The 20,411-nt window shown below is 62.0% G+C and carries 17 protein-coding genes and 4 riboswitches; of the genes, 16 read left to right on the top strand and 1 reads right to left on the bottom strand.

Annotated elements, in window-relative coordinates; all coding sequences use genetic code 11:
• Nucleotides 1–3: 3 nt before the first annotated feature.
• Nucleotides 4–111, bottom strand: a riboswitch (SAM riboswitch).
• A gap of 265 nt (nucleotides 112–376) precedes the next feature.
• Nucleotides 377–477: riboswitch (SAM riboswitch) on the top strand.
• A gap of 16 nt (nucleotides 478–493) precedes the next feature.
• Together CQ017_RS09695 and CQ017_RS09690 are read left to right on the top strand one after the other, a co-directional pair.
• Nucleotides 494–1,828, top strand: a complete 1,335-nt coding sequence (locus CQ017_RS09695) for an acyl-CoA dehydrogenase (protein ID WP_105553534.1) — start codon at nucleotides 494–496, stop codon at nucleotides 1,826–1,828.
• A gap of 66 nt (nucleotides 1,829–1,894) precedes the next feature.
• Complete coding sequence (locus tag CQ017_RS09690) at nucleotides 1,895–3,298, top strand: LLM class flavin-dependent oxidoreductase (RefSeq protein WP_105553533.1); 1,404 nt, start codon at nucleotides 1,895–1,897, stop codon at nucleotides 3,296–3,298.
• An 81-nt stretch (nucleotides 3,299–3,379) separates the two neighbouring features.
• Here the strand turns inward: CQ017_RS09690 and ggt are convergent, their stop codons facing one another.
• Complete coding sequence (gene ggt, locus CQ017_RS09685) at nucleotides 3,380–5,203, bottom strand: gamma-glutamyltransferase (RefSeq protein WP_105553532.1); 1,824 nt, start codon at nucleotides 5,201–5,203, stop codon at nucleotides 3,380–3,382.
• Nucleotides 5,204–5,452: 249 nt separating this feature from the next.
• On the opposite strand from ggt, the gene CQ017_RS09680 reads away from it, so the two are divergent.
• The 14 genes from CQ017_RS09680 (at nucleotide 5,453) to CQ017_RS09615 (ending at nucleotide 20,384) form a co-directional block, all read left to right on the top strand.
• Nucleotides 5,453–5,968 (top strand): ASCH domain-containing protein, encoded by a 516-nt coding sequence (locus tag CQ017_RS09680; RefSeq protein WP_096285690.1) that lies wholly within the window; start codon nucleotides 5,453–5,455, stop codon nucleotides 5,966–5,968.
• Nucleotides 5,969–6,244: 276 nt separating this feature from the next.
• Nucleotides 6,245–6,334, top strand: a riboswitch (SAM riboswitch).
• 146 nt (nucleotides 6,335–6,480) lie between these two features.
• The gene (locus CQ017_RS09675) at nucleotides 6,481–7,515 is read left to right on the top strand and encodes a methionine ABC transporter ATP-binding protein (RefSeq protein WP_096285688.1); all 1,035 of its coding nucleotides are present in this window, start codon (nucleotides 6,481–6,483) and stop codon (nucleotides 7,513–7,515) included.
• Nucleotides 7,512–8,207, top strand: a complete 696-nt coding sequence (locus tag CQ017_RS09670) for a methionine ABC transporter permease (RefSeq protein WP_096285686.1) — start codon at nucleotides 7,512–7,514, stop codon at nucleotides 8,205–8,207. Before CQ017_RS09675 ends, CQ017_RS09670 begins: the two co-directional genes overlap by 4 nt.
• Before the next feature lie 25 nt (nucleotides 8,208–8,232).
• Nucleotides 8,233–9,144 carry a MetQ/NlpA family ABC transporter substrate-binding protein gene (locus CQ017_RS09665; protein WP_096285684.1) on the top strand — a complete coding sequence of 304 codons (912 nt, stop codon included), beginning with the start codon at nucleotides 8,233–8,235 and terminating at the stop codon, nucleotides 9,142–9,144.
• Nucleotides 9,145–9,460: 316 nt separating this feature from the next.
• Nucleotides 9,461–9,551, top strand: a riboswitch (SAM riboswitch).
• Nucleotides 9,552–9,673: 122 nt separating this feature from the next.
• Complete coding sequence (locus CQ017_RS09660; protein ID WP_105553531.1) at nucleotides 9,674–11,314, top strand: ABC transporter substrate-binding protein; 1,641 nt, start codon at nucleotides 9,674–9,676, stop codon at nucleotides 11,312–11,314.
• A gap of 11 nt (nucleotides 11,315–11,325) precedes the next feature.
• Nucleotides 11,326–12,282 carry an ABC transporter permease gene (locus CQ017_RS09655; protein WP_105553530.1) on the top strand — a complete coding sequence of 319 codons (957 nt, stop codon included), beginning with the start codon at nucleotides 11,326–11,328 and terminating at the stop codon, nucleotides 12,280–12,282.
• 15 nt (nucleotides 12,283–12,297) lie between these two features.
• Entirely contained in the window at nucleotides 12,298–13,188 is an 891-nt protein-coding gene (locus CQ017_RS09650; protein ID WP_105553529.1) for an ABC transporter permease, read from the top strand.
• A 38-nt stretch (nucleotides 13,189–13,226) separates the two neighbouring features.
• The gene (locus CQ017_RS09645; protein WP_105553528.1) at nucleotides 13,227–14,849 is read left to right on the top strand and encodes an ABC transporter ATP-binding protein; all 1,623 of its coding nucleotides are present in this window, start codon (nucleotides 13,227–13,229) and stop codon (nucleotides 14,847–14,849) included.
• A gap of 50 nt (nucleotides 14,850–14,899) precedes the next feature.
• Nucleotides 14,900–16,123: an acyl-CoA dehydrogenase family protein gene (locus CQ017_RS09640; RefSeq protein ID WP_105553527.1), complete on the top strand. Its 1,224-nt coding sequence runs from the start codon at nucleotides 14,900–14,902 to the stop codon at nucleotides 16,121–16,123.
• Nucleotide 16,124: 1 nt separating this feature from the next.
• On the top strand, nucleotides 16,125–17,537 hold the full coding sequence (locus CQ017_RS09635; protein WP_105553526.1) for an NtaA/DmoA family FMN-dependent monooxygenase: 1,413 nt from the start codon (nucleotides 16,125–16,127) through the stop codon (nucleotides 17,535–17,537).
• Between the two features lie 78 nt (nucleotides 17,538–17,615).
• On the top strand, nucleotides 17,616–18,032 hold the full coding sequence (locus tag CQ017_RS09630; RefSeq protein WP_105553525.1) for a CoA-binding protein: 417 nt from the start codon (nucleotides 17,616–17,618) through the stop codon (nucleotides 18,030–18,032).
• An 85-nt stretch (nucleotides 18,033–18,117) separates the two neighbouring features.
• A complete protein-coding gene (locus CQ017_RS09625) occupies nucleotides 18,118–18,534 on the top strand; it encodes an MmcQ/YjbR family DNA-binding protein (protein ID WP_105553524.1) in 417 nt (138 codons plus the stop codon).
• 5 nt (nucleotides 18,535–18,539) lie between these two features.
• Nucleotides 18,540–18,863 carry a putative quinol monooxygenase gene (locus CQ017_RS09620; RefSeq protein WP_181150527.1) on the top strand — a complete coding sequence of 108 codons (324 nt, stop codon included), beginning with the start codon at nucleotides 18,540–18,542 and terminating at the stop codon, nucleotides 18,861–18,863.
• A 159-nt stretch (nucleotides 18,864–19,022) separates the two neighbouring features.
• Nucleotides 19,023–20,384: an FAD-dependent oxidoreductase gene (locus tag CQ017_RS09615; RefSeq protein WP_105553522.1), complete on the top strand. Its 1,362-nt coding sequence runs from the start codon at nucleotides 19,023–19,025 to the stop codon at nucleotides 20,382–20,384.
• Nucleotides 20,385–20,411 lie beyond the last annotated feature (27 nt).

The following is a 20,411-nucleotide window of genomic DNA, read 5'->3' as shown; positions in this document are numbered from 1 at the left end:
TCATCTCCATCGTTCCTGGCGGTAGCACCGGACACCGTTTGGTTTATTAACCGTGTGTGGTGGTTGCTGCGGCGTCACAGAGCCAGATCTCTTAGCCGCTCGGGATGGTTACACGACTATTACAGGCCTTCGAACGATTTCAATGCAAATCTTTCGTAACATGATAAATATTCGATAGATGCGTCACATCATCGTGATGTTTCGATTTTTATTTCACTGATCGCGCATTTGGCCGAAAAATCGCTAAACGCTAGGCGTTGTGTTCGGCCGCGTTAGGCAAGTGCTGTCCTTGATGCATTTCAATCTCCATCCGTGCACGACGAAATGTGACTAACCGGGTTGAGGACGAAGTAGACCTCAGGCTACAAATGATTACGAACCATCCAGAGCGACCGAGAGATCTGGCTCGTCGACGTCGCAGCAACCACCCACCTAAATATTGGCGCGGGACGGTGCTACAGCCAGGACCGATGGAAAGAATTGAGGACTTTCGATGTCATTTGGCGATCCCGCTGGCGACTTTAATGCGCTCAGCGACCCGTCTATTGCGGGTAGCGCGGTGGAGCTTGACGACCTTCCACAGGAACTTCCTACCCGGCAGCTGCTGAAAATCACCCCGGGCCCCGGCGCTGACGAGCAGTATGAACGGCTTGCCGGCATTTTCCGTCCGGTGTTCGCACAGATCGCCGCCGGTGCAAGGGAACGCGACCGGCAGCGGATCCTGCCTTTCGAACAGGTTGGCTTGCTGAACCGTGAGCGCTTCGGTGCGCTGCGCCTGCCGGTTGCCGACGGCGGCCATGGGGCGCGCTTGAGCGATGTCTTCCGGTTGCTCATCGAATTAGCCGAGGCCGACTCGCATGTGGCTCAGCTATGGCGCGCGCATATTGCCTTCGTGGAAAATGCGGTGCGGCTGGAAGATGCGCAGCTCCGTAGCAAATGGGTTGCCCGAATCAGCTCCGGGCAGATCGTGGGCAACGCCTACACCGAGGAAGGCGGCAACGCCCTCGGGTTGCTCAACACCAAGGTCACCGAGGAGGGGTCGCGCTGGCTGGTCAATGGGCGGAAGTTCTATTGCACCGGCACCATCTTCGCCGACTGGACCACCGTAGCGGTGGCGCACCCGCAACTCCCAGGGCGCCAGATCGCGGTAGTTTCCACCCAGCACAGCGGCGTGAAAATCCTCGATGACTGGGATGGTTTCGGCCAACAGCTCACCGGTACCGGCAGCACCGAATTCCACGAAGTTCCGGTGGACACCTTCATGCCGGAGGATCCCACGGATCCGGAAGCCGCGATCTTCCAACTCGTGCTCATGGCGGTACAGGCCGGAATCGGACGGGCGGCACTGAACGACCTGCGCTCCTCCGTGCAGGCGCGTACCCGCAGTTTCAGCACCGGCACCGGAGTTCCGGTGCACCGCGAACCGCAGGTCTTGCAGCTCGTCGGGGAGGTTTCCGCCGAAATCTTCGCCGCGGAGTCCGTGGTCATGGGCGCGGTGCTGGAGGTCGAAGCGGCCATGGCCGACGCGAACCTGAACGCCGAGGAGCGCTTTGCCGTGTGCGAACTGGCGGCAAACCGTGCTCAGACGATCGTGCAGCCGCTGGTCATCGGAGCGACCAGCAAGCTCTTCGACGCGCTGGGTGCATCTTCCACTCGCAATAGCTGCAATATGGACCGCCACTGGCGCAACGCCCGAACCATCGCGACGCACAATCCGGCGATCTACAAGGCGCGCATCGTGGGGGACTACGAGATCAACGGCGTGCAGCCCCAACGGCTGTCCGTCACCGGCACGGTAACCGGAGCAAACCGGTTCGCCGGCAGCTAGGCAACACTCCTCGAACACAGATTTTTAGACTTACAAGATTTTTCTTCTATGGATAGGGGCACACCAATGAGCGAGAACAAGCGCGAAATCCTTTTTAACGCCTTCGATATGAACTGCGTGGTGCACCAGTCGCCGGGCCTCTGGCGCCACCCGGATGACAAGGCGTCGACCTACAACACCCTGGGCTACTGGACCCACCTGGCCAAGGTGCTGGAAAAGGGCAAATTCGACGGGCTGTTCCTCGCCGACGTGCTGGGCACCTACGACGTCTACAAGGGCACCAACGAGACTCCGCTGCGCAGCGGAGCCCAGGCGCCGGTTAATGACCCGATGATGCTCGTCTCCGCGATGGCCGCGGTCACCGAGAACCTCGGCTTCGGCGTCACCGCCGGCACCGCCTATGAGCACCCTTATGCCTTCGCGCGCCGCCTGGCCACCCTGGACCACCTGACCAATGGCCGTGTCGGCTGGAATGTGGTCACCGGCTACCTGCCGTCGGCGGCCCGAAATATGGGCCAGGAAGACCAGATGGAGCACGACGAGCGCTACAACCACGCCGATGAGTACCTCGAAGTGGTCTACAAGCTGCTCGAAGGTTCGTGGGAAGAGGACGCGGTGCAGAACAACAAGGAATCCGGCGTCTACACCGACCATTCCAAAGTGCACCCGATCAATCACGAGGGCAAGTACTTCAAGGTTCCAGGCATCGCGATTACCGAGCCTTCCACCCAGCGTACCCCGGTGATTTACCAGGCCGGCGCGTCCAAGCGCGGCACCGAATTCGCCGCGTCGAACGCCGAAGCGATCTTCGTGAATTGCCCTACCCGTGACCTGCTCAAAGAAGCGGTCGCCAAGATCCGCGACGCTGCCGAGGCCGCAGGCCGTGGCCGCCACGACATCAAGATCTTCGCCATGCAGACCATCATCACCGCCGAAACTTCGGAACTTGCCCAGGCAAAGTTCGAGGACTACAGCTCCTACGTGGATATCGACGGCGCGCTGGCATTGCTTTCGGGTTGGACCGGCATCGACATGTCCGCTTACGGACCAGATGACGTGATTGGCGACGACGTGAAGTCCAACGCCATCCAGTCCTCGGTGGAAACCTTCAAGAAGGCCAGCGGTGATACCGGAAAGCCATGGACCATCCGGCAGCTGGCCGAATGGATCGGCGTGGGCGGATTCGGTCCGGTCTCCGTCGGTTCGGGTGCCGAGGTCGCCGAGAAGCTCATCGACTGGGTGGACTACACCGACGTGGATGGCTTCAACCTCGCCTATGCTGTCACTCCAGGTACCTTCGAGGACGTCGTCGAGTACGTGGTTCCCGAGCTTCAGGCACGCGGGGTCTACAAGACCGAATACACCGAGGGCTCGCTGCGCCACAAGTTGTTCGGCGCCGGCGACCGCGTGAAGGACACCCACCGCGCGGCCCAGTACAAGATCTCCAACCGATTGGCCACCAAGGCCTAAATCCTTGAAGATCAAGCGCTAGCAAAGCCAGCGAGTCCCCGCGAAATGTTGAATTCCGCGGGGACTCGCTGGCTTTAACGGCTATTTGGCCGGGTTCACCACCATGGCCGAACCGCCTCCGCGGCGGTTTGGTTCAGCCGCCGCGATCAAGGTCCCGTCTGCGGCGATTTCCACCGCCTCAACCGCACCGATCTCAGCCTGCGGGGTGAAGGAATCACCGGCGGCGGTGAGCTTGTGCCCGAAAGCCTCAAGCGCCGGCCCATAGGCCTCGATGAATTCGGGCTCCGCCGTCACCGCCGCGGTATTGCGCTGCGAGGCGCGCGGGGCCGCGATGGCTTCGCTCAGATCCATGCCCAGGTCAATGCGGTTCACCAGGGTCTGCAGCACCGTGGTGATGATGGTGGAGCCGCCGGGGGAGCCGATGGCGAGCATCGGTTCGCCATCGCGCAGCACGATCGTGGGCGCCATCGAGGAGCGCGGACGCTTGCCCGGCTCGATCCGGTTCGGGTCGGCGGGATCGTACACCGTGGAGAAATCGGTCAGCTCGTTGTTCAGCAGGAAGCCGCGCTCGGGCACCACGATGCCCGAGCCGCCGGTCTGCTCGATGGTCAGGGTGTAGGAGACGACGTTGCCCCAGCGGTCCACCACCGACAGGTGGGTGGTGGAGATGTTCTCGGTATCCTGCTCAACCACCGGCTCGCTGGTTGCCGCCGGGCACACTGCGTCATAGTCCTCGATGTCGCCCGGCGCCACCGGCTTCTCCGCGGCCTGTTCGGGGTTTACCGCGCACGCCCGGTCGACGCCGAAGAGCTTGTCGGTCAGCGTATCGGTGGGAACATCCACAAAGGCCGGGTCGCCGACAAATTTGCCACGGTCGGCGTAGGCCAGGGCTGTCGCCTCGAAGTAGTGATGAAGCGCGGTGGGCCGCTCCATGCCGGCGAGGTCGAACTCGCCGAGAACATTCAGCGATTCACCGATGGTGGTTCCTCCGCTGGAGGATGGAGCCATGCCGTAAACATCGAGGCCGCGGTAGCTGACCTGGGTTGGCTGCTGCTCCACGACCTCGTAGTCCGCGAGATCGGCGGTGCTCACATAGCCAGCCGGAACCGGGAGTTCGGTGTCCGCGGACGTGGGCGGAGCCTGCACCGTCTGGGATATTTCTTCGGCCATTTCGCCCTGGTAGAACGCCGAGGGGCCCTGCTTCGCCAGCAACCGGTAGGTCTGGGCAAGATCCGGGTTCTTGAAGATGCTGCCAACGTGCGGCGCATCGCCATCGGGCAGGAATAGCTCGCTGGTGGAGCCGAAGGTCGCGAAGCGTTCCTTGTTATCCAGGGTCTGTTCGCGGAATGTTTCATCGACAACGAAGCCGCGTGAAGCTACCTGGGTGGCTGGGTGCAGAACTTTCTTCAGGCTTTGGGAACCCCAATTGTCCAGCGCGCGCTGCCAGGTGGCCAGGGTGCCGGGCACGCCGACCGCCACGCCGCTGGTCACCAGTTCGGGAGTGAAGTTGTAGGGCTCGCCGGTTTCCGGATCGATGAAGGCATCTTGGGGCATTGCTGCCGGTGCGGTCTCCCGGCCGTCGATGGTGCTGATTTTTCCGGTTTTCGCGTCGTAGTACATGAAGTAGCCGCCGCCGCCGATGCCCGCGCTATAAGGCTCGGTCACGCCCAGCGCGGCCGCCGTTGCGACCGCCGCATCAACCGCGTTGCCGCCTTTGCGCAGGATCTCGATTCCGGCGGCGGTCGCTTCCGGGTCTACGGAGGAGACTGCGCCGCCGCTGCCTTTGGCCGTAGGCGTTTTGTCGGTCGCCCTGGGATCGGCGCTGGCCGGAAGGGCGGTGAAAGTTCCCAGTCCCAGCGCCAGTGCCGCGGCGCTGGCGATAGCTCTCGTACTTGCTCGTGACATACTTTGATCTCCTGAAAAGGTGGGGATGAAGCAAGCGCCAATTTACGGGAGAAGCACCTGAGACTTAGGCTGTGACACGCGTCACCGCGCATGCTTGTCGCTCATTACGCTCAGGTGAAGACTTCACTAGCGTCGGATTCACCGCCGTCGCCTCAAGGGCTTCGGAGGGCATGCCGCCACCGCGGCAGCCAGCGATCCGGCCACCGAATACAGCAGCTTCGGTGGCCGGACTGCGTTTAGGCTAGGAGAATGAGCAATGAACCTACCTCCGAGCTGCCCCCGGTAGATCTCGCCGCCGCCGCGCAAATGTGGGCTGACTACCGAAACAGCTGTGCCACCGATCCGGGCGACTACGTGGTGGAATACTTCGGAGACAGCGCTGAGCTCGCCGAGGCACTGCTGCATCAGGTAACCCACGGGCAGAAACGTGCCACCTCAAGCCTTGAAAACGAGTACCTTGCCGAGAACGAACCGCTTCCGCGGGTCGGTTCGCACTGGATCGCCTGCGACGGCTCCGGGACACCGAAAATTATCCTGCGTACCAGCGAGGTGACGCTGAAATCATTCGACCAGGTGGATGCAGATTTTGCCTTTGCCGAGGGCGAGGATGACCGTAGTCTGGCCAGCTGGCGCCGGGAACACGAAAAGTTCTGGAAACGGACGCAGCAGGCAGATTTCGCCAAGCAGTGGGAACCGGCAATGACCGGCGTGCCCGGTGAGCGGATCGTGTGCGAACGCTTCGAAGTGGTCTGGCCGCGCAGCTAGCTTCCAGGCACCTAATTCATCTCCACCTTTCGGTTCTGGAAGCTTGCTTTGCGTTCAGGCCCAGGGGCGTCCTCGCACCCGCCGAGTTCTCCTGAGTCAAGATGCGAATTCAGCGTCGTCACGTGGCGACATATGACGGGTGAGTCGCGCATTTATGGCCGGTTTTCCGCCGATCTGCGCACCGAGGTCGACTTCATGACGCGTATATAACGTCATGGTTGTTCACGAAGCGGGCACGGGCACAGACTGAAACTGTTCGATTCACCTATCGAATGGTAACCATCCAGAGCGACCGAGAGACCTGGCTCAACGACGTCGCAGCAACCACCCTCACGGGGCCGGTGCTACAGCCAGGACCGATGGAGCAGTCTGAAACACCGGCTTTGTTCCCGAGATTCAGAGCCTGGCGAAAGCCAGCGGCATCCTGAATCCGTGGATCGTCGCTGTTTGAGACTCTGCGCGGTGCCAGCACCAAGGAGAACAAATGCAAACGACGTTATCTGGACGATCACATGATTGAGATTCGCCAGCTGCATAAGCACTACGAAACGGCCCAGGGCCGTGTGGAGGTCCTCAAGGGGATCGACCTGGACGTTCAATCGGGGACAATCACCGCGGTGGTTGGGCCCTCAGGCGCCGGGAAGTCCACCTTGTCCCATTGCATCTCGCTGTTGGAAAAGCCCAGCAGCGGTCAGATCCTGGTAGAAGGCAAGGACTTGTCGGTGCTCTCTGGCAAAGAACTATGCGCCGAACGTCGTGCCATCGGCACGATCTTCCAGAACTCGGCCCTTTTGCGCCGCATGACGGTAGCCGAAAACGTTGCGTTGCCGCTGCGAAACCTGGGAGTAGTCCACCACGAGATGGAAAACCGGGTCGCTGAACTCCTGAATCGCGTAGGTCTGGCGGATTGGGCAAATTCGTACCCCGGAGAACTTTCCGGTGGCCAACGCCAACGCGTGGGCATTGCCCGAGCGCTGGCGCTGCGTCCGCGTCTGCTGCTCTCCGATGAAGCAACCTCGGGGCTCGACCCGGAATCCACCACGCAGGTGCTGGAACTGCTTGATTCCCTGCGCACCGACTTGGGCTTGGCGATTATCTTGATCACCCACGAGATGGATGTGGTGCGCCATATCGCCGACCGCGTCGCGCAACTCGATGGCGGTCGAATCGCCGAGTACGGCGAACTTCGAGGCCTGGTAGCGGATCCGGGATCGGTGACCGGTTCAAAGCTTCTGCCATTGCGCCCCGATCTGGTGCCCGCCGGCTACGACTTCACGCTGACCGTGGCCTACCAGGCGGCAAATGTGGACCCAGCCTGGATATCCCGGCTGGGAACCGAACATGGCGCGCGGGTCGCGCTGCTCGGTGGCTCCGTGGAAGCACACCACGAGGGAACGCTGGGCCGCGTTGAAATCGGTCTCGCGGGCATTGCCGCAGAACGAGCTATTGCCGTCTTGGCTGGATGGGGATTGCGCGCCACGCCACGATCCCAGCAGCTCCTCGCGAGTGTGGCCGACCGCGCGGAACGCATCGAGGTGGCGGTATGAGAATCCCAACCGAAAGCGCAGCGGTCGGTACCGACACCCCATGGAACGAACTGCCCGCCCTGATGCTTCCTGCCTATGGACAGACCTGGGCAATGGTCGGCATCGTGATGGTCTTGGTGATCATTTTTGGCGGCATCATGGGTTTGGCGCTGTTCAACACCGACCGGCAGGGTCTCTTTCCGCACGACAAGAGCCATGCGGCACTGAGCTGGTTCGTCAACATGGGACGCTCATTGCCGTTCCTGGTCTTGATGGCGGCGATTATTCCATTCACCAAATGGGTGACCGGAACCACCATCGGCATTTGGGCAGCAGTGGTGCCGATGACCATTGCGGGCATTCCCTTCTTCGCGCGGCTCGTGCAGAACGCGCTCAATGATCTGCCTAAGGAGAACCTGGCCGTCGGGCTGGTGACCGGTGGATCGCCGCTGCAAATCATCGGGGCAACCCAGATCCGTGAGGCGCTGCCCGCCCTGGCCTCCGCCGTCACGCTGAACACCATCTCGATGGTCGAGTATTCGGCCATCGCGGGAACCATCGGGGCCGGCGGCATCGGCTATCTGGCGGTCACCTACGGCTATCAGCGGTTCGACATGAATGTCATGCTTGCCACGATCCTTGCGCTCATTCTGACCGTGCAAGCAGTCCAATTCCTCGGCGATCGCATCGCCCGCGCGCTGGCCCGCCCCTAAGCGCCCTAGAACAAACGAGAAGAACATGACGACTTCACCCAAAGGCCATGACCATGGCTTCACTCTGCGTAAAAACACCGCGAAACTGCCTTGGACCATCGCGGCATGCGCGACCATTGTGGCGCTCGTCCTTGGCGCGTTGCTGGTTCAGCAAAAGTCCGCTCCAGCGCTCGCGTCCACCGAGCCCGGCAAAACGAATTTCAAGGTCCATTTTGAACCGGCAATGGCCGGGGAAGAGAAGATCCTGAAATTCGTGGCCGAGACCATCGCGCCGGATTATGGAATCGAGATAGAACCCATTGGGCTTCAGGATCCAATCCAGGCGAACCGCGCCGTGGCCGAAGGGCAGTTCGACGCGACCATCTTTGAACATGAGTGGTACATGCGGCAATCGGCAGAAGCCGCCGGCGTGGAATTGACGCCAACCGTTGAACTGTACCAATGGGGCTTCGGTCTGTATTCCACCCGCTACGAATCGGTCGAGGTTCTCCCCGAGGGGTCGACGCTGCTCCTGCCTAACGACGTCGCCAACCAGGGGCAAGCGCTTTGGCTCCTGGAGCGCGAGGGACTGCTCGGCCTGAACCCCGACATCGAACCGCGTACCGCGAAGATGGCCGACGTGGTTGACAACCCGCGCGGCTTCGAGCTGAAGGAAGCAGACCTCCTCGCCATGCCGCGCATGCTAGACGATGTGGATGCAGCCATCGGATACGTGTCGCAGTTCGATGCCGGAAAGGTCGGCCGCGACAAGGGAATCCTGTTCCCGGAACCGCCTAGAACCTTCGCCTCCAAGCTGATCTTCGGCACCGAGTTCTCCAAAACTGCCGATGCAGCCAAGCTAATCGAGGTGTTCTCCGATCCAAGACTGCAGGAATACCTGAAGAACACCGAGGATCCGTTGGTCCAAGGAGTGCTGACTCCGGTATCCGCCGAGTAGGGCCGCTCACTGGAACTATGCGAACGGCCAGCCTGAACCAGAGAGGTTCGGGCTGGCCGTTCGCTTTTATCCCGAATGTTTCGTTGGCGAGCGAGCAAATCCACCCTTGATCACGCGGGGCCGGGGATACTGCTGTCAAGGAAATCTTTTCAGCAGCGTCACGAACTGACTTATGACGATTAGTGACCGGCTTCAGGGCTTGTATTAGTCCCAAAGTGTGTATTGGGATGACTTCGTGACGCGCATATAACGTCATGGTTGGTCACACCGCACCTGCGCGCGCAGACTTAAATTGTTCGGCAAAGACACCGAATGATAACCATCCAGAGCGACCGAGAGACCTGGCTCGTTGACGTTGCAGCAACCATCCCGGCAGGGAGCGGTGCTAAGGCCAGGACCGATGGAGATTGCTAGATTTCGCAACGGTCCGCACAGGGGAGAAGTCTGCCTTCTTCCCGCCCCGCAATACCGCGGCAGGATCGGGATTTCGGCGTAATCCTCGGGAACTTACCGAGAGGAACACCAGAAAATGCGCAACACACCACTGAGCCTGAAGGCCGCGGCACTACTCGCAGTTCTAGGTCTTTCGCTGACCGCCTGCGGCGGCAACAGCGCATCCACCGGGGGGAGCTCCGAGCCGGCAGCTTCCGCGGAAGCAGGCACGCCGGTAGCGGGCGGAACCTTCACCTTTGCCGAGGTAACCCCGATCAACAACTGGCAGACCCAGGCCGCTCGCTTCTACGAGAAGGCGAATGTGCTGAACTCGGTGCTGGACCGGTTGACCTATTTTGATACCGAGTCCGGCAAGCTCGTAGGCTGGATCGCCTCCGAGTTCACCGCCAATGAGGCACAGACCGAATTCACCTTCACCATTCGTGATGGCGCCACCTTCTCGGACGGCACGGCCCTGGATGCCGAAGCGGTCAAGGAAAATCTGGACGCGCTGGGCTTAGGCGTGAAATCCGCGCAGATTCAACCGAACGTCGACTTTTCAGCCTACAAGGGCTCCGCGGTCGTCGGCGAGGACCAGGTCAAGGTGACCTTGAAACGCCCGGATGCGAATTTCCTGCGCTCCACCTCCTCGGTGACCGCCGGGCTGGTATCCCCGGGCACCCTGGAACTGGACAATGCAGGGCAAACCGCAATATCGCAGATCGTCGGTTCCGGACCGTTCGTCTTCGAGTCCGAAAAGCCAGATGAAGAGGTCGTCTTCACCAGCCGCGATGACTATGCCTGGGCCCCGGAAACCGCAGCAAACCAGGGCGACGCGTACCTCGAAAAGCTGGTCGTCAAGTACCTGCCAGAAGTTGCCCACCGGGCCGGCGCGGCGCAGTCCGGCCAGGTCGATTTGGTCCGCGGACTGCAGCCCGTTGACGAAGAGGTGCTCAGCGCCGGAGGCGGGCAGATCTTCGCCGCCCAGGGGGTGGACCTGACGACCAACCATGCCGCGATTCGAATCGGTTCGGGCAAGCTGGCCGAGACCAAGGTGCGCCAGGCGTTGCAGGCGGGAATCGACCGCCAGGCGCTGAAGGACACGGTCCTCTCGGACAGCTACGTGCTCGCAGGTTCGATCCTCAACCACCAGGCACCGGGCTTCGTGGACCTGTCTGCCGAGCTCGGCTATGACCCGGAGAAGTCCAAGGCCTTGCTTGAAGAAGCCGGCTGGAGCGTTGGCGCGGACGGGATCCGTGAGAAGGACGGCAAGAAGCTTGAAATCACGGTGGCCAGCTCGAATAACTCCGTGGTCATCAAGCCAGCCTTCGAGCTGATCGAACAGCAATGGCGGGAGATCGGAGTGCAGCTGGTCAACCGTGCTGCGGACAATTCATTTTTGACCAACGCCATGGTCGATGACCAGATCGAATTCTTCGGAACCCGCCAGTTCGCCTACGGCGGCCTGGGGCCGGTCTACGCGCCGGCGACAAATAACCAGACGCTGAACGCCGACAAGGAACTGAACGAATTGTTCACCCGCGAGCAGGCGGCGACCACCGAAGAAGAGCATCTGAAGCTCATCGGCGAGGAGCAGCGCGCGCTGGTACTGGACAAGGCACTGACCCTCGTGTTGTGGGACGAAGTGCAGGTGTACGGCGCCAACAAGGACGCGCACATCGACTTCACCTCCGGCACCGCACCAATCTTCCAGGGCGCCTGGAAGAGCAACGGCTAAAGGAACTCATCATGGGTGGATACATCGCTCAACGCATCGGTCAGGCACTGCTGGTGATCCTGCTGGCCTACACCGCGGTCTTCCTCGCGGTGCAGGCCCTGCCGAACGACCCGGTCACGATCTTCCTCTCCGCCGACTCGTCCGCGGATCCGGCAACGATCGCGCAGATGAAGGCCTACTACGGCTATGACCAGCCGCTGATCGTGCAGTACTTCACCCAGCTCGGTGCGCTGCTGACCGGGGATCTGGGCTATTCCCTGTCCTCCGGCTCGGCGGTGTCCACCCGTATCGGCGAGGTCATCGGCTCCACACTGGTGCTCGCCGGGAGCGCCTTTGCCCTGGCGCTGGTGCTGGCGGTCGCGCTGACCGCCGCCGCCAGCCTGTCGCGCCGCACCCGGGTCCGCAACGCCCTGCTGAATCTGCCACCGCTGATGATTTCCATCCCGGTGTTCTGGCTCGGACTGGTGCTGCTTCAGGTGCTCGCGGTGCAGCTCGGGGTGATGTCGCTGTTCCCGGACGGCTCGTTCCTCTCGCTGGCGGTGCCGATCCTCGTTCTGGCCATCCACCTCAGCGCACCCATCACCCAGGTGCTGATCAAGAGCGTGCACGAGGTGAACACCCAGCCCTTCGTCGACGTCTTGCGGGCCAAGGGCGCCAGCGAGGCGTGGATCTTCTACCGGCACACGCTGAAAAACGCCGCACCGGCGGCGCTATCCATTGCCGGGATCACCATCGGCACGCTGCTCGCCGGTTCCGTCATCACCGAGACGGTTTTTGCCCGCGCCGGCCTGGGCCAGCTGGTACTGCAGGCGGTCACGGTGCAGGACATCCCGCTGGTGCAGGGACTGGTGCTGCTCACCGCCGCCGCCTTTACCGCGGTAAATCTGCTCGTCGACCTGATCCACCCGAAGCTTGATCCACGCATCATCACCTCCCACGCCGGTTCGCCTCGCGCGCTGGCGGCCTAGGGAAAGGAACCGATCATGAGTCTTTTGACCGAACGAGGCAACCCGGCCGTGGAGCTGGCCCCTGGCAGCGCGCTCCAACCGGAGCATGGCGCCACGCCCAGAACCACGCTGCTTGGCTGGTTGCGGAACTGGTGGGTGCTCCTCCCGCTGGCGCTCCTGCTCGCCTGGGCGGTATTGCCGGGGCTGTTCACCGGACAGGACCCGCTCACCGGGGTGCCGCAGCAGAAGCTCGCGGAACCGTCGCTGGCTCATCCCTTCGGAACCGACCACCTGGGGCGCGACGTCTATGCCCGGGTGGTCCACGGCACCAGCCAGACGCTGCTGACCGCCGGGCTGGCCTGCCTGATCGGCAGCGTGGTGGGCAGCCTGCTGGGTCTGCTCGCCGCCACCGCCGGCCGTTTCGCCGACTCGGTCGCGATGCGGTTCGTCGACGTGGTGCTGGCGGTGCCGGCCTTCCTGATCGCGCTGATCCTGGTCACCGCGACCGAACCCGGTCCATTCTCGCTGGGGCTCGGCGTGGGCATCGCCTCGATCGCGGCCTTCGCACGGCTTGTCCGCACCGAGGTGCTGCGCGTACGTTCGCGCGACTTCGTGCAGGCGGCGCTGATGAGCGGTGGCGGCTACCTCACCGTGCTGCGCCGCCATATCATCCCGCATGTGATCGGCCCGGTGCTCGCCCTCTTGGCGGTCGACCTGGGGGCGGCGATCCTGGCGATCTCCGGGCTTGGTTTCCTGGGGTTCGGCTCGCCGCCGCCAACACCCGAATGGGGGCTGCTGATCTCCGAAGGCCGCCAATACCTCACCGTCGCCTGGTGGCTGACCACCCTGCCGGGGCTGGTGATCGTCGCGGCAGTGATGCTCACCGCCGTGCTCGGCCGCGCAATCAACAAGGCATTCCGCTTCTAACCGGCACCGGGTACCCAAATTTGTGAAGGGATCAGATTATGACTACCAAGAACACCGGCACCAACCCGGTCGTGCGCATCGAGGATCTTTCGGTGCGGTACGCCCAAGGCACCCTCGCCGCGCAGGGGATCAACCTCGAAATCCCGGCCGGGCAGATCGTGGCAATCGTTGGCGAATCGGGTTCGGGGAAATCGACGCTGACCAAGGCGCTGATCGGGCTGCTTCCCCAGGACGCCAGCACCACCGGCAGCATCCGCTTTGGCGGCACCGAAGTCACCGCGCTGAGCTTGCGTCAATGGCGCGATATCCGGGGCGCCGGTATCGGGCTGGTCCCGCAGGACCCGGGCGCCTCGCTTGACCCGGTGAAGACCATCGGCTCGCAGCTCATCGAGGTGTTCCGCCTGCACCCGACCCGTTCGGTGCCCAAGAACCGGTGGCGTGAAAAAGCCATCGAACTGCTCGGCAGCGTCGGGATCGACCGGGCGGAGCAACGCCTGAGCCAGTACCCGCACGAGCTATCCGGCGGGCTGAAGCAACGCGTGCTGATCGCCATCGCCTTCGCGCTGAATCCGCAGCTGCTGATCGCCGACGAGCCAACCAGCGCACTGGATGTCACCGTGCAGCGCACGGTGCTTGAAGTCTTCGTGTCCCTGGCCCGGCAGAAGGGGACCACCGTCCTGTTCGTCACCCACGACCTCGCCGTAGCTACCGACATCGCCGACCGGGTGCTGGTGATGAATGGTGGCGAGGTTCTCGAAGACCGTTCGGTCCGCGAGCTGATTGCCAGCAGCACCAATGACTACACCAAGGCCCTGCTCGACCAGGCGTACGCCACCAACCAGCGCCGAGACACGGCCGAAATCAGCGACGTGGCGATTCGCGTGACGGACCTCGGCAAGGAGTTTGGACAGGGTTCCAAGGCGCATCAGGCGGTCCAGCAGGTCAGCTTCGAGGTGGCTCGCGGCACGACCTTCTCGCTGGTCGGAGAGTCGGGATCGGGAAAGTCGACGACGGCTAAAATCATCATGGGGCTGCTTGGCGCAAGCCAGGGCAGCGTCGAGGTGAACGGCCAGGACGTCAGCTCAATCGGCGGCAAGCAGCGCTACGCGCTGTGGCGCGAGGCGCAGCTGGTTTACCAGAACCCCGACTCGGCTCTGGACCCCCGGCAAACGGTCCGTTCGATCATCCAGGAGCCGATGCGCAACTACAGGCTTGGCGATTCAGCCTGGCGCGAAGCACGTACGAACGAGCTGATGGCGCAGGTGAACCTCGCCCCGGAACTGGCCGCCAAGCGCTCGCCGGAACTTTCCGGGGGCCAGCGCCAACGCGTGGCCATCGCCCGCGCCCTGGCCAGCGGCGCGAAGATCCTGGTCCTCGACGAAGCATTGAGCGCGCTCGATGTGCTCACCCAGGAACAGATCCTCAACTTGCTCGATCGGCTGCAGACCGAACAGCAATTGACCTACCTGTTCATCTCCCATGACCTGCACGTGGTCGAACGGATCAGCCACCGGGTGGGCGTGATGCGCCGCGGCGAACTGGTGGAAACCGGAACCGTTGAGCAGGTGTTCTCCAACCCCCGCCATGAATACACGCGCACCCTGCTTGCGGCGAACCCCGGCGCGGTGCTGCGCGAATTCGAGCACCTGCGCAGCGCCTGAGCGGCAGATTCATCCCAGACAGATTTCCAGTGACAAGGAATGAGAAGCACATGAGCATTGACCTCAGCCAAACCCTGAGTCCCGAAGCCACCTACCAGGCCCTGGCTGAGCGTTTCGCTCCGGTCTTCGCCCGCGTGGGCGAGGGCGCTACGCAGCGCGAGCAGCAGCGGATCCTGCCCTTCGAGCAGGTGCAATGGCTCAAGGACGCCGGCTTCACCACGTTGCGTGTGCCGCGCAGCCACGGCGGGGAACCGGTCAGCCACGAGCATCTTTTCCGGCTGCTGATCGAATTGGCCTCCGCGGATTCGAACGTCGCCCACCTGCTGCGCAGCCACTTCTCCTTTGTCGAAACGATCGCGCTGCAGCCCCAAGAATTCCAGGACCGCTGGTTCCCCCGCGTGCTCGCCGGCCAGATCTTCGGCAATGCGGCCACCGAACGTGGTGGCAACGCGCTGGGAACCACCAACACCCGGCTCAGCCGGGGCGCTGTCGGCTGGGTGCTCAACGGCGAAAAGTACTACACCACCGGCTCGATCTTCGCCGATTGGGTAGTCGTGATGGCCTCCACCGAAGGCGTCGAAGGCCGCCAGTACGCAATCGTTGACCGCCACGGCGAAGGGGTGGAGATCCTTGACGACTGGGACGGCTTCGGCCAGCCGCTGACCGGTACCGGAACCGGTATTTTTACCGAGGTTCCCGTTGAAGAGGCAAATATCCTGCAACGCAAGGTCGCCTCCACGCTGGAGCCCGCGTTCTTCCAGCTTTGCCTGCTTGCGGTACTCGTCGGCATCGGCAAGGCCGCGCGTGACGAGGCCGCCCGCATCGTGGAAACCCGCACCCGGACCTTCAATACCGGCTCCGGAGAATTGTTCCGCAACGATCCGCAGATTCAGGAACTGGTGGGCCGGCTTGCGGCGAACGTATACGCCGCGGAAGCTATTGTGGTCACCGCGGCCCGCGAACTGGATGCCGCCCACGACCCGGCGCTGAACCTGGATGACGAAGCCGCTTTCCTACGCGCGGAGATCGCGGTGCAGCAGGCACACGTCATCACGCCCAAGCTGGTGCTCGATGCGACGAGCGAACTGTTCGACGTCACCGGCGCCTCGGCGGTGTCCACCAGCAAGTCGCTGGACCGCTACTGGCGCAACGCACGCACCGTCGCCACGCACAACCCGGTGGCCTTCAAGGCCCGCTCGGTAGGCGACTACTTCATCAATGGCACGATTCCGACCGGCCTGAACTCAATCGGCGAAGCCAAGGGAGCAAAGTAAAATGGGTACCTTCGAAACACGACCACGCTTCATCCTCTCGGCCTTCCTGATGAATACTTCTAGCCATATCCTCGGCGGAATGTGGCGTCATCCGGAAGCGCAACAGGACCGGTTCCATGAGCTGGGGCTCTGGGTGGATCTGGCCAAGAAACTCGAAGATGCGAAATTCGACAACCTGTTCTTCGCCGACGTGGCCGGACTGTACGCAGATCACGAGGGCGGTTGGGCCTCCCTGGCACGCAAGGGAATGCAAATCCCGAGCCACGACCCGCTGGTGCTGCTTTCGGCGCTGGCCGCCAGCACCAAGGAGATCGGGCTGGCGATGACCAGTTCGGTCGTCCAGTCCCATCCGTTCCAATTCGCACGACAGATCTCCACGCTGGACCATCTCTCGCAAGGACGCGTGGCATGGAATATCGTGACCAGCGTGCTGGAGAACTCGCACCGCAATTTCGGCGCGAAGAACCTCATGGCCCACGACGACCGTTATGGGTGGGCCGAGGAATACGTCGATGCCGCCTACAAGCTCTGGGAAGGCTCGTGGGAAGACGATGCGCTGAAGGCCGACAAGGAATCCGGGATTTACGCCGACCCGGCGCGCATTAACAAGATCAATCACCGCGGCGAGATCTATTCGATCGACGGCCCGCATCAGGCGATTCCCAGCGCCCAGCGCACACCATTCCTCTTCCAGGCGGGATCCTCTCCTCGCGGAAGCCAATTCGCGGCCACCCATGCGGAGGCGACGTTCCTCTTCGCGCCGCACCCGGCGTATGTGGCCAAGAAGGTCGCCGCGTTGACGCAGAACCTCAACGCCGCGGGCCGCAGCCGCGAGGATCTGAAGGTCTTCGCAGGCCTTTCCTTCGTGGTCGGCTCCACCGAGGCGGAGGCCAAAGCGCTGGAAGCCGAATACGACCAGTACCTTGATCCGCACGCGATCATCGCTCACATCGGTGGCGGCATCGGCGTGGATTTGGGCGGATTGGATTTGGACACCCCGCTGGGCGAGGTGAAAACCGAGGGCGCCCAAGGCGTCCTGGAAGCCGCGCTGGCTTCCACCCCGGGCCGCAACCCGACGCTGCGCGACCTCGCGCACTACCGGGCCAAGGCCCAGCAGATCGTGGGAACTCCGGAACAGATCACCGACAAGCTGCTCGAATGGCAGGATGCGGGGATCGACGGGCTGAATGTCATCAACCACATTTTGCCTGGCTCCTATGACAACTTCATCGAGGGGCTGCTTCCCGAGCTGCGGCGGCGCGGGTTGGCGCAGAGCGAATATGCTCCGGGCAGCCTGCGTGCGAAGGTCTTTGGACGCGGAGACAAGCTTCCGGAGAACCACCCCGCGGCGCGGTACCGTGGCGCCTTCGGAGAGTTCTCCGCGACGAACACCGAAGCGGCGCTTCAGCATTAGCACGCAGACCGTTTAGGCCGCCGGGGCAAGCTGTGCACCGGCGGTCTTTTCGGATCCACACCCTGTAGGGTGACGAGCATGGACGAAAACCAGGTGAATGATCCCGAGCTCATCAGACGGTTATTGACGACTCCGGCACGCTGGGCGGTGGTGGGTTTGAGCGCTAACCCGCATCGCGTGGCGCCGTCGATTGCCCGGTACCTGCGCGACGAGTTGGGCATGGATATCATCCCGGTGTCCTTGCGCGCAGAAAATGCGCTCGGCGAACGAGGCTATGCCAAGCTCGCGGATATCCCTGGAAAGATCGATGTGGTGAACTGCTTCGTGAACTCGCACAAGGTGGGCGACGTTGTCGACCAGGCGATCAGCGTTGGCGCGTCGGCCATATGGATGCAATTGGGCGTCAGAGACGACGCGGCTGCTCAACGGGCCAAGGACGCCGGCCTGGAAGTTGTCATGGATACCTGCCCGAAAATTGAGTATCCGCTGCTCTGAAAAGCAGCTCTCTCCCACGGTCTGCCGGGAAAACTTGGTACCGTGGCAGGCAGCAACCCAGAGCCATAAATGAAGGGGCAGATCGATGGCCGAAGCTTCGATGGAAGAACTCCACGAACGGTGGCGTGCCCTCTGCCTGGAGTTGCCCGGGGCATTCGAGGACCACCCTTTTGGTGAAGACAGCACCGTGTTCAAGGTTGCCGGCCGCGACCGCGCTAAAGCCAAGATGTTCGGGCTGCTCATGGTGCACCGGGGCGAGCTGCTGCTGAACCTCAAATGCGAACCCGCGATCGCAGACCAGCTGCGCAGCGAATATGACGAGATCATCCCCGGATATCATATGAGCAAAAAACATTGGAATTCGGTGCGTCCGGGGTTGGAACCGCAGCACCTGCGGGAACTTGTCGAGGACTCCTACGACCTGGTGGTCGAAGGCATGCCGAGGCGTGACCGAGAATTCACCCGCATGCAAACAAAAATTGCGAACGAATCGCTAGACTGACTTACATGTACTTCATCGTCGTTAAATATCAGGTAAAGCCGGAATTTTCCGAAAGCTTCATGTCCCAAGTTGAGCAGTTCACTCAGGCTACCCGCGCCGAGGAAGGCAACTTGTGGTTCGACTGGTCGCGAAGTGTAGTAGACGCGAACGAATACGTTCTCGTCGAAGCCTTCCGCGATGACGAAGCCGCAGCGGCTCACGTTAACTCGGAGCACTTCGCAGCCGGGCTTGAGTCGATGCGTCCACTGCTCGTGCAGACCCCGAAGATCATCTCGCGCAAGATCGAAGGCGAAGACTGGGACGAAATGGGCGAGCTCCAGATCGGCTAGTCTTGCAGACAGCGAAGCGGCGCGGCCCGTAGTTGGAAGAAGTTCCAACTACGGGCCGCGCCTTTCTTATTCCCCGAGTCCATAGGTTGCTTTGGAGCTACACGCGGAGAAGACTCGGAGTGGAAGCGGAAAACCAATGGTGAGGACGTGGTTGTGGCTATGGAACTTGATGTCATTGTCATTGGCTGGGGCAAGGGCGGCAAAACTCTCGCCGGAACGCTAGCCAGCGCAGGACAACGGGTGGCTATCGTTGAGCAGTCGACGTCGATGTATGGCGGCACCTGCATCAACATTGGATGCGTTCCAACGAAAACCTTGATCCATGACGCAGAACAGCATCGGGGCAATAGGGCAGATGCCCACTACTTCTACAAGTCGGTCGAACGCCGCGACGAACTCACCGCGAAGATGCGCCAAAAGAACTTCTCGATGCTGAACGATCTGGACTCCGTTCTGGTGCTCACGGGCAGAGCCAGTTTCACCGGCCCGCACAGCATCAAGGTGGAAGGCGGCGAGGAACTACTAGAACTCAGCGCCCCGAGAATCATCATCAACACCGGGGCGCTGCCATCCGTTCCGCCAATTAGCGGCGCAGAAATTGGCGGGCGAATCCACGATTCAACGACTCTGCAACATGCTGAACTCCCGGCCAAGCTTCTTGTGGTGGGCGGCGGTTACGTGGGGCTGGAATTCGCTTCCATGTTCGCGCAATTCGGTGCGGAGGTGACCGTGCTGGATCGCGGAGCGCGGCCTTTGAAACGCGAAGACGAAGACGTTGCCGCCGAGGTGGCCTCGGCTCTATCTGATGCCGGAGTGAGCATCCTCGATTCCGCCAGTGTCACCTCGATGCGTCAGGATGCCGAAGGCGTCACGGTGACCTATCAACGAGATGGAATGGAGCGGAGCATCGAAGCCGACGCGGCGCTCCTGGCACTTGGACGAACACCTGCCACCCAGGATCTGAACTTGGAAAAGACCAACGTTCGTTTGGGCGAAAGGGGCGAGATCAAGGTTGATAAGTATTTGGCCACCAGCTCGGAGGGGATCTACGCATTGGGCGATGTCATCGGCGGGCCGCAGTTCACCTACACATCTTTAGATGACCAGCGGATCCTCAAAGACCAGTTCTTGGGGGAGGGCGCACGGAACCTCGAAGACCGGGTGGCGGTGCCAACCACCATGTTCACCACCCCGCCCCTGGCCCGGGTAGGTCTCAGCGAAGACCAGGGGCGTGCCCAAGGACTGGACATTAAGGTGGCGGTGAAAAAAGTCGCCGATATCGCGGCGATGCCACGGCCGAAAATTGTGCGGGATCCGCGAGGCATCATCAAATTTGTGGTGGATCGAAACAGCGACCAGATACTTGGTGCGGCGCTGATGCACGTAGACGCACAGGAGGTCATCAACCTGGTGGCGCTAGCCATGCGCTCCGGGATCACCGCCAGCACGCTGCGCGACTCGATCTTCACCCACCCGTCTTCGACCGAGGCGTTGAACGAGGTATTAGCAGGGTTTGACTAGTGCATAGTTCCTGAAAAGCCAACGGCA

Origin of the sequence: Arthrobacter sp. MYb224, from assembly GCF_002975455.1 — a bacterium.
Taxonomy (GTDB): domain Bacteria; phylum Actinomycetota; class Actinomycetes; order Actinomycetales; family Micrococcaceae; genus Glutamicibacter.
The sequence above is the reverse complement of the archived record's forward strand: the minus strand, read 5'-3'. Positions and strand labels throughout refer to the sequence as shown.

Excerpts from the sequence above, each read along its gene's own strand:
- CQ017_RS09635 (WP_105553526.1), top strand. The coding sequence starts at position 16,125 with ATGGGTACCTTCGAAACACGACCACGCTTCATCCTCTCGGCCTTCCTG.
- ggt (WP_105553532.1), bottom strand. The coding sequence starts at position 5,203 with ATGTCACGAGCAAGTACGAGAGCTATCGCCAGCGCCGCGGCACTGGCG.
- CQ017_RS09630 (WP_105553525.1), top strand. The coding sequence starts at position 17,616 with ATGGACGAAAACCAGGTGAATGATCCCGAGCTCATCAGACGGTTATTG.
- CQ017_RS09680 (WP_096285690.1), top strand. The coding sequence starts at position 5,453 with ATGAGCAATGAACCTACCTCCGAGCTGCCCCCGGTAGATCTCGCCGCC.
- CQ017_RS09670 (WP_096285686.1), top strand. The coding sequence starts at position 7,512 with ATGAGAATCCCAACCGAAAGCGCAGCGGTCGGTACCGACACCCCATGG.
- CQ017_RS09615 (WP_105553522.1), top strand. The coding sequence starts at position 19,023 with ATGGAACTTGATGTCATTGTCATTGGCTGGGGCAAGGGCGGCAAAACT.
- CQ017_RS09665 (WP_096285684.1), top strand. The coding sequence starts at position 8,233 with ATGACGACTTCACCCAAAGGCCATGACCATGGCTTCACTCTGCGTAAA.
- CQ017_RS09675 (WP_096285688.1), top strand. The coding sequence starts at position 6,481 with ATGATTGAGATTCGCCAGCTGCATAAGCACTACGAAACGGCCCAGGGC.
- CQ017_RS09690 (WP_105553533.1), top strand. The coding sequence starts at position 1,895 with ATGAGCGAGAACAAGCGCGAAATCCTTTTTAACGCCTTCGATATGAAC.
- CQ017_RS09650 (WP_105553529.1), top strand. The coding sequence starts at position 12,298 with ATGAGTCTTTTGACCGAACGAGGCAACCCGGCCGTGGAGCTGGCCCCT.
- CQ017_RS09655 (WP_105553530.1), top strand. The coding sequence starts at position 11,326 with ATGGGTGGATACATCGCTCAACGCATCGGTCAGGCACTGCTGGTGATC.
- CQ017_RS09695 (WP_105553534.1), top strand. The coding sequence starts at position 494 with ATGTCATTTGGCGATCCCGCTGGCGACTTTAATGCGCTCAGCGACCCG.
- CQ017_RS09620 (WP_181150527.1), top strand. The coding sequence starts at position 18,540 with ATGTACTTCATCGTCGTTAAATATCAGGTAAAGCCGGAATTTTCCGAA.
- CQ017_RS09660 (WP_105553531.1), top strand. The coding sequence starts at position 9,674 with ATGCGCAACACACCACTGAGCCTGAAGGCCGCGGCACTACTCGCAGTT.
- CQ017_RS09640 (WP_105553527.1), top strand. The coding sequence starts at position 14,900 with ATGAGCATTGACCTCAGCCAAACCCTGAGTCCCGAAGCCACCTACCAG.
- CQ017_RS09625 (WP_105553524.1), top strand. The coding sequence starts at position 18,118 with ATGGCCGAAGCTTCGATGGAAGAACTCCACGAACGGTGGCGTGCCCTC.
- CQ017_RS09645 (WP_105553528.1), top strand. The coding sequence starts at position 13,227 with ATGACTACCAAGAACACCGGCACCAACCCGGTCGTGCGCATCGAGGAT.